Source organism: Streptomyces swartbergensis (assembly GCF_002148965.1).
Classification (GTDB): domain Bacteria; phylum Actinomycetota; class Actinomycetes; order Streptomycetales; family Streptomycetaceae; genus Streptomyces; species Streptomyces swartbergensis.
Genome location: NZ_NGFN01000403.1, coordinates 1 through 7,427 on the forward strand (window position 1 = coordinate 1; position 7,427 = coordinate 7,427).

Here is a 7,427-nt window from a genome sequence, read left to right on the forward strand (position 1 = left end):
GGACGGTACCGGCCGTTGACGGGGTGCCGGTTGCGGCGGATCTCCCGGCTGACGGTGGAGGGACTGCGGCTCAGTTCGGCGGCGATCGCGCGGACCGTCGCCTTCTCCAGGAGCCGGTCGGCGATGTAGATCCGGTCGGCTTCACGCAGGTACCGGGACGCACCAGAAGGCGGCACCACCGGTCTGGCCGGTGGTGCCGCCTTCTGCCGGCCGGAGGGGTTCCGGCCGTTACGCCATCGCTTTCCCGTGCGGAGGTTGATGCCGACGGCCCTGGCCGCCTCCGTGTAACTCACGCCTTGCTGCACGAGCCGGAAGTATTCCTCCCGCTCACGGGTCAGCTTCCTGCGGCCCTGAGCCACCGTCCGTGTCCTGCGGATCTCGAACATCGCACCCTTTGAGCTGGGGTGTTGCGACGATCGCTAGAACCTAAGGAGAACCCCGGGGGCCTTCCCCATGCGGCCGCACACCCCACTGTCAGAGCCCCGTGCCACCATCGGATCCATGGACAAGATGCGGCAGGTGCGCCTGGCCAAGGACGCCATGGACCGGGACTGGGCCGATCCGGAGCTGGACCTGGGCGCCGTGGCCGCGCACGCCGGGTACTCGCGGTACCACTTCATCCGCGCCTTCAAGGAGGCGTACGGCGAGACCCCCGGGCAGTACCTCACGCACCGCCGCATGGACCGCGCCGAGGACCTGCTGCGCACGGCGAACCTGTCGGTGACGGAGATCTGCCACCTGGTCGGCTTCAGCAGCGTCGGCACGTTCTCGGCCCGTTTCAAGGCCTGGACCGGCCTGACGCCGAGCGAGTACCGGACGAAGCACGTGGGGCGCGGAGCCGCCCTCATACCGGGCTGCTACGCCATGCTCTGGGCCGGCGGCTTCCGATCGGCGCCCGGCGCAAGCACCGGGCCCGGCTCTGGCTCGCCTCCGGCTCCGGCTCCGGCAAGCAGCGCAATTCCGGAGAAGCGGGCTGACACCCCCGCTGCCTACGGTGGCAGGGCAGGCACGAACCGGCCCCCGACCAGCAGGAGCACGCCATGATCAAGGGTCTCGCCATCTCGACCGTCTGGGTCCTCGACCAGGACCGGGCCAAGGAGTTCTACACGGAGAAACTGGGCCTGGAGGTCCGTACGGACATGACCATGGGCGAGGGCGGCATGCGCTGGCTCACCGTCGGCTCGCCCCACCAGCCCGACGTCGAGCTCACGCTGATGGTGCCCGGCGGGCCCGCGATGGACCCCGAGTCCGCCGAGATGCTCCGGAAGCTGGTGACGAAGGGCGCCCTCGGCGCGGGCGTGCTGACCACCGACGACATCCACGGCGACTACAAGAAGCTCAAGGACCGGGGCGTGGAGTTCCTCCAGGAGCCGCAGGAGCGCCCGTACGGCACGGAGGCGCTGTTCCGCGACGACTCCGGCAACTGGTTCTCGTTCACGCAGCCCCGGGAGGGCGGACTCGACCTGGACCAGGACTGGACCTGCTGACCACACCCTGAGGGGCTACGTCCCCGACCCCGGCAGCATCGGATAGCTCCCCGTGTTCGTCGGCGCGTGCTCCGGCAGCCACAGCACGGCGACCGCGCCCTCGGCGGGCAGATGCTCCGGTGTCCCGGGCGTGCGCACGTTCCGGAAGGTCAGCCGGGCGCCCATCACCCGGGCCTGCCCGGCCGCGATGGTCAGACCGAGGCCATGGCCGTGCCCGGCCCGGTCCTTGCTGCCGGTGCGGAAGCGGCTCGGCCCCTCGGCGAGCAGGTCCTCGGGGAAGCCCGGCCCGTGGTCGCGGACCCGGATGACCCGGCCCTCGACGGTGACCTCGATGGGCGGCTTGCCGTGCCGGGCCGCGTTGGCGAGCAGGTTGAACAGCACCCGCTCCAGGCGCCTGGGGTCGGTGGTGACCGCCGACTCGTGCACGATCCGCACCTCGGCGTCCGGGTCCTTGACCGCCACCCGCCGGGCGACGAACTCGCCCAGCATGATGTCCTGCAGCTCCGCCCGCTCCGAGGCCCCGTCCAGCCGGGCCACCTCCAGCACGTCCTCCACGAGCGTGCGCATCGCCTTCGCCCGGTCCAGCACCAGCTCGGTCGGGCGCCCCGGCGGCAGCAGTTCGGCGGCGGTCAGCAGCCCGGTCACCGGCGTGCGCAGCTCGTGCGCGATGTCGGCGGTGACCCGCCGCTCGGCCTCGATCCGCTGCCGCAGCGTGTCCGCCATGGCGTCCACCGCGCTCGCCAGGTCGTCGGTCTCGTCCCGGACGACCCCGCCCATGGCGTCCCGCACGCGCACGTCCGTCTCGCCGCCCGCCAGCTGGCTGGCCGCGACGGCCGCCTTGCGCAGCCGCCGCGAGAGATGCCCGCCGATGAGCACGCCGAGCGCGCTGCCGCCGAGGACGACCGCGATGGAGCCGATGATCAGGGCCTGGTCGAGGTCCTGGAGGATGTCCGAGCTGCGGTCGGTGAAGCCCGAGTGCAGGGACATCACATGCCCGTTCTTCAGCGGCACGGCGGCCCATATGTCGGGCACGTCACCGGGCCGGTCCGCCACGTACGTCGCCCGCTGGCCCGCCTCGACCCGGTCCCGCAGCGCCGCCGGCAGGTTCGGGTCGTCGATCTTGGTGTTGGGGAAGTTCATCCGCCCGGACAGCTCGAAGTTGCGCTGGGCGATCATGATGCGCTCGTCGGCGAGGTCGCGCGCGTTGTCCAGCATCGACACCCGGGCGGCGTTGTGCACCACCAGGCTCAGCGCGACCGCCACCAGCGCCCCGACCAGCGCGATGGCCGCGCTCAGCTTCCATCTGAGGCCCGTGCGGATTCCCGCGCGCTCCAAGCCCGTGGCGACCAGGCGCCGAAAATGCCCCCTCATCACCCCTGCTCAGGCCTTCAACTTGTAGCCGAAGCCGCGGACCGTCTCGATCCGGTCCTGGCCGATCTTCTGCCGCAGCCGCTGCACGTGCACGTCGACGACACGGGTGTCCCCGCCCCAGCCGTAGTCCCACACCCGCTCCAGCAGCTTGTCGCGGGAGAGCACCGTGCCCGGCGCCGTGGAGAACTCCAGCAACAGCCGCATCTCGGTCGGCGTCAGCGCCACCGGCTGCCCCGCCCGGCGCACCTCCATGCCCTCGGTGTCGACCTCCAGGTCCCCGAAGGTCAGCACCCCGCCGTTCGGCGGCGAGGCCGGCTCCTCGGCCCGGCCGCCGCCCGCGTGCCCGAACCGGCGCAGCACCGCACGGATCCGGGCGACCAGGACGGCACCGTCGAACGGCTTGGTCACATAGTCGTCGGCCCCCGCCTCCAGACCCAGCACGACGTCGATGGAGTCGGCCCGCGCCGACAGCATGATGACCGGCACGGTCGACTCGTCCCGGATACGGCGGCACAGGCTGACCCCGTCGAGGCCGGGAACCATGACGTCCAGCAGCGCGATGTCGGGGCGGTCCGCCCGGAACGCCTCCAGGCCCGACAGGCCGTCGGGCATGGCGGTGACCACGAAGCCGTCCCGTTCCAGGGCGAGCTGCGTGGCCTCACGGATGACGTCGTCGTCCTCGACGAACAGGACGTGGGTCTGGTCTGCCATCCCGGTGCTCTCAGTCCTCGTGTGGTTCCTGGGGTGCGTTCTGTCGCGTTCTCTCTGGTGGACGCACGGTCCGTGTGATGCGTTCACCTGAGGATCGGTCCGAGCGGCCCGATCGGTTCACGCGCCCTCGCGCCGGTGTCAGCTCGCGGGCTCCGGCGTGGGGGTGTCGCCGACGACCTTCCCGTAGTCGTTGTGCGTGCGGTACTCCTCGTCGAACCGGCCGGAGACCCAGCGGTACGTGATCACGCTCTCCCCGGAGGGACTCGACACCGGGTCGCCCTTCTCGTACACCTGCTTGGTCACCACCAGGTCGCCGCGGTCGATCTCCGCGTAGACCGGGGGTTCCTCGGCCTTGAACACATTCTGGTACGAGCCGTCCTGCTCGCGGTACACGTAACTGCCGACACCCACCGCGTCACCGCACGTCAGCACGTTGACGACGACGTCGTCGGCGGAACCGCCGGTCATGTTGCCGTAGGACACGTCGACGGGGTACTCGTCGGCGACGCACGGCTTCAGCTCGCGCTTCACCTCGGGGGAGACCTTCGGGTCGTCCTTGACGAGCCGGACGGCGTCGACCGCGTCGGGCGTCTTCGACGGCGCGGCGGACGGTGTGGCGGCGGCGGCGCCCGCCACCGAGTCGGAGTGCGCCGGGCCCTCGTCACGGGCGCCGGTGCCGCCCGCGCCGCACCCGGACACCAAAAGGGCGAGAGCGGCGAGCACGGCCGACGCCGTACTCACCGCCTGGATGCCGCCCCGGGCCCGTGCAGACCCTTCGCCGGTCAGGCCGCGCACCGCTCCCGCTCCTCACGCTCCAGCGCGCGTGCGTCCAGATCGCGGGACTCCAGCTCCTCGCGGAGCCGGGCGAGCGCCCGGTGCAGCGTGCTTTTGACCGTTCCGGCCGACATGCCGAGGGCGGCGGCCGTCTCCTCTGTGGACATCTGCTCCCAGTGTCGCAGCACGACGACACTGCGCTGCTTGGGGGCGAGCACCTTCATGATGTCCATCAGCAGCGCGCGGTCCGCGTGCTGCTCGGTGGAGTCGTCGACCGACGCGTCCGGGAGCTGCTCGGTCGGCACCTCCTCCAGCTTGCGGGCCCGCCACCACTCCGTCCGCGTGTTGATCATCACCCGGCGCAGGTAGGCGTCCGCCAGCCGCTTGTCCTCTATGGTCTCCCAGCGGCCGTACGTCCGTACCAGCGCGGTCTGGAGCAGGTCCTGCGCGTCCGTCGGGTCCGGGACCAGTCGGCGGGCACTGCGCAGCAGCGCGTCCTGCCGAGTGCGGACGTACTCCTCGAACTCGAGCACCTCGCCCTGCGCCATGGTGAACCGCCTTCCGCTTCCCCGTTACGGCCGGCTTCCCGCCGCCCGTGCACTGCCTGTGTTCCTTGGTCGTCCCGTGTCTTCCGGGAACGGAACTGAAGGTACGGAGGCGTTGTCACGGCACTGTCCGAAGCAGCCTTCGGCTAGCACTCGGCTGTCCGTCGGTTGTGTAACGGACGGGGGAAGGGGGCACAGCGGTGGGCGTGTTGGGGTGGATTCAGGGTGATTTGTCAACCCAGATCACTGTGACGGGCGACGACCCGCGTCTGTGACCTGGCTGTCCGTACGTCAGGTCAGCGGCAGCCGGTACAGCCCGCCGGCCAGCGGCTCCACCAGACCGTCGGCGACGAGGCCGTCCAGGGCGCGGGCCCGCTGTACGGGCTCGTGCCACACCCGGTCAAGGACCGACTGCGGAACCGGACGGTGGGCCTCCCGCAGTACGGCGAGCAGCCGCCCGCGCACCTGCCGGTCGGTGCCCGCGTACGTCTGGCCACGGCGCGGCGGCCCGTCGTGCTCCGGCTTGCCCGCCAGCCGCCACGCGCACTGCGCCGCGATCGGGCAGCGGTGGCACGACTCGCTCTTGGCCGTGCACACCAGCGCGCCCAGCTCCATGGAGGCGGCGGCCCAGCGGGCGGCGGTCGGCTCGTCCTCGGGCAGCAGCGCGCGGGCGAGCTTGCGCTCGGCGGCGGTGGTGGCGTTCGGCGGGTACTGCACGCCGGTGACCGCGCGGGCGAAGACCCGGCGCACATTGGTGTCCAGCACCGCATGCCGCTGCCCGTAGGCGAAGGAGGCGACGGCGGCGGCCGTGTACTCGCCGATGCCGGGCAGCGCCAGCAGCTGGGCGTGGTCGGCCGGTACGTCACCCCCGTGCCGTTCCGTTATCGCGACGGCCGCGCCGTGCAGCCTCAGGGCGCGGCGCGGGTAGCCGAGCCGGCCCCAGGCACGGACCGCCTCGCCCGGCGCCTCCCTGGCCAGGTCGGCGGGGCGCGGCCAGCGGGCCAGCCACTGCTCGTACACGGGCAGGACGCGGTTCACCGGCGTCTGCTGGAGCATGAACTCACTGACCATCACCCCCCACGCACCGGCCTCGGGACGCCGCCACGGCAGGTCACGGGCGTTCTCGTCGAACCAGTCGATGACGGGGGAGTGCAGGCTCTCGCCGGAGGGCGGGCCGGACGCGGGGTCGCTGGGGCTGGAGTGCGGGGGCTTCGTGGGAGCAGTCATGGCCATTCGATCCTGCCACGCGGTGGCCGCGATCCGGGCACACCACCACCCAAGAGGGACAGGCGTACCTGACGATCGGCAGCAGTGCCACCCCGCTGTCCGCCTATAGCGTCGGGCGAATGGAACGTCCTCGTCCCACTCGGCCAGTGCCCCGGCAGGCAACGTTTGCCCGTCAAGGAGCGGCGTCCGGTGCGTGCTCTGGGGGTCCCCCTGCTCGCAGAGCTTGGGGGAGTGCCGACCGGAAGCCCTCGTACTGGATGTACTTGGGCTTTCGGCCGGTGCGGCGAGTGGGGGTCCCCCCTGCTCGCAGAGCTTGGGGGAGCGTGCCGGGCGTCGCGACGGGGCGAACGTTGCCTGTCGGGGCACCAGGCGGCTGCGCCCTGCTCTGGGCGGCCCTCGCCCTGCCGGCGCTCACGGCGGACCGGCTCGGGCTGAACGAGCCGCGTCCCCTCTGGCAGCAGCTGGCCGGTGTGGCGGTGCTGGCGGTCGCGGCCGCCCTGTCCCGGCGGCTGCCGCTCGTGGCCTTCGCGCTGGCCGCCGCCCTGAGCCTCGCCGCCTCGACGGCCCTGTTCACCGTCTCCTACGGCCCGGCCCTCGGCGTGTTCGCGCTGCTGCTCGGGCTGCGGGCGGGCCGGGCACGCCCCGCGGCGCTGTGCTTCGCGGCCGTCGGCTGCGCGGGTACCGCCCGGATCGTGCTCGTCGGCGTAGACCCGGCCCCCGGGTGGCTCGTCATGACGGGCACGCTGCTCTTCGGCTGCGTCTTCCCCTGGCTCGGCGGTCGCTACTGGCGGCAGAGCCGCGAGCTGGCCGAGGCGGGCTGGCTGCGCGCCGCCCGGCTGGAGGACGAGGCCCGCTTCGCCGAGGAACGCGCCCGGCTGCGCGAACGGGCCCGGATCGCCCAGGACATGCACGACTCCCTCGGCCACGAGCTCAGCCTCATCGCCCTGCGCGCGGGAGCCCTCCAGGTCGCCCCCGGACTCGTCGGCGAGCACCGGACCGCGGCGGCCGACCTGCGCGCGGCCGCCGCCGACGCCACGGACCGGCTGCACCGCATCATCGGCGTCCTGCGCGAGGACGACGACGAGCCCGTGCCGCTGGCGCCGGCGGGCGAGACCCTGGAGCAACTCGTCGCCCGCGCCGCGGAATCCGGCCTGCCGGTGCGCTGGGAGCCCGCCGGGCAGGGCCCGGTCGCCGAGCCCGGCGGGGTCGCCGAACGGCTGCTGCACCGCGTGGTCCGGGAGGCACTGACCAACGCGGCACGGCACGCACCGGGCGCTGCCGTGACGGTGACGGTGACGGCGCGGTCCGCGGG

Annotated in this window: 9 protein-coding genes; 3 read left to right on the top strand and 6 right to left on the bottom strand. The window is 72.6% G+C overall.

Annotated elements, in window-relative coordinates:
* Window positions 1-386: helix-turn-helix domain-containing protein (locus tag CA983_RS38000; protein ID WP_143645682.1), on the bottom strand; the 386-nt coding region annotated here is incomplete at its 3' end.
* Window positions 387-510: 124 nt separating this feature from the next.
* Between CA983_RS38000 and CA983_RS38005 the strand changes: the two genes are divergently transcribed.
* Window positions 511-1,044 (top strand): helix-turn-helix transcriptional regulator, encoded by a 534-nt coding sequence (locus tag CA983_RS38005; RefSeq protein ID WP_244207273.1) that lies wholly within the window; start codon window positions 511-513, stop codon window positions 1,042-1,044.
* Window positions 1,041-1,487 (top strand): VOC family protein, encoded by a 447-nt coding sequence (locus CA983_RS38010; protein WP_086605275.1) that lies wholly within the window; start codon window positions 1,041-1,043, stop codon window positions 1,485-1,487. The genes CA983_RS38005 and CA983_RS38010 overlap by 4 nt, the downstream gene beginning before the upstream one ends.
* Before the next feature lie 15 nt (window positions 1,488-1,502).
* On the opposite strand, the gene cseC is transcribed toward CA983_RS38010, so the two are convergent.
* The 5 genes from cseC to CA983_RS38035 form a co-directional block, all read right to left on the bottom strand.
* Entirely contained in the window at window positions 1,503-2,858 is a 1,356-nt protein-coding gene (cseC, locus tag CA983_RS38015; protein WP_086605276.1) for a two-component system sensor histidine kinase CseC, read from the bottom strand.
* A 9-nt stretch (window positions 2,859-2,867) separates the two neighbouring features.
* Complete coding sequence (cseB, locus tag CA983_RS38020) at window positions 2,868-3,569, bottom strand: two-component system response regulator CseB (protein WP_086605277.1); 702 nt, start codon at window positions 3,567-3,569, stop codon at window positions 2,868-2,870.
* A 138-nt stretch (window positions 3,570-3,707) separates the two neighbouring features.
* The gene (locus CA983_RS38025) at window positions 3,708-4,364 is read right to left on the bottom strand and encodes a hypothetical protein (RefSeq protein ID WP_167407537.1); all 657 of its coding nucleotides are present in this window, start codon (window positions 4,362-4,364) and stop codon (window positions 3,708-3,710) included.
* Window positions 4,352-4,891: a SigE family RNA polymerase sigma factor gene (locus CA983_RS38030; protein ID WP_059423502.1), complete on the bottom strand. Its 540-nt coding sequence runs from the start codon at window positions 4,889-4,891 to the stop codon at window positions 4,352-4,354. The genes CA983_RS38025 and CA983_RS38030 overlap by 13 nt, the downstream gene beginning before the upstream one ends.
* A gap of 288 nt (window positions 4,892-5,179) precedes the next feature.
* The gene (locus CA983_RS38035) at window positions 5,180-6,115 is read right to left on the bottom strand and encodes an HhH-GPD family protein (protein WP_086605280.1); all 936 of its coding nucleotides are present in this window, start codon (window positions 6,113-6,115) and stop codon (window positions 5,180-5,182) included.
* A gap of 350 nt (window positions 6,116-6,465) precedes the next feature.
* On the opposite strand from CA983_RS38035, the gene CA983_RS38040 reads away from it, so the two are divergent.
* Window positions 6,466-7,427: sensor histidine kinase (locus CA983_RS38040; RefSeq protein WP_244207272.1), on the top strand; the 962-nt coding region annotated here is incomplete at its 3' end.

Bases quoted from the DNA above. Each gene is read 5' to 3' on its own strand.
- CA983_RS38005 (WP_244207273.1), top strand. From the start codon at position 511: ATGCGGCAGGTGCGCCTGGCCAAGGACGCCATGGACCGGGACTGGGCC.
- CA983_RS38010 (WP_086605275.1), top strand. From the start codon at position 1,041: ATGATCAAGGGTCTCGCCATCTCGACCGTCTGGGTCCTCGACCAGGAC.
- cseC (WP_086605276.1), bottom strand. From the start codon at position 2,858: ATGAGGGGGCATTTTCGGCGCCTGGTCGCCACGGGCTTGGAGCGCGCG.
- cseB (WP_086605277.1), bottom strand. From the start codon at position 3,569: ATGGCAGACCAGACCCACGTCCTGTTCGTCGAGGACGACGACGTCATC.
- CA983_RS38030 (WP_059423502.1), bottom strand. From the start codon at position 4,891: ATGGCGCAGGGCGAGGTGCTCGAGTTCGAGGAGTACGTCCGCACTCGG.
- CA983_RS38035 (WP_086605280.1), bottom strand. From the start codon at position 6,115: ATGACTGCTCCCACGAAGCCCCCGCACTCCAGCCCCAGCGACCCCGCG.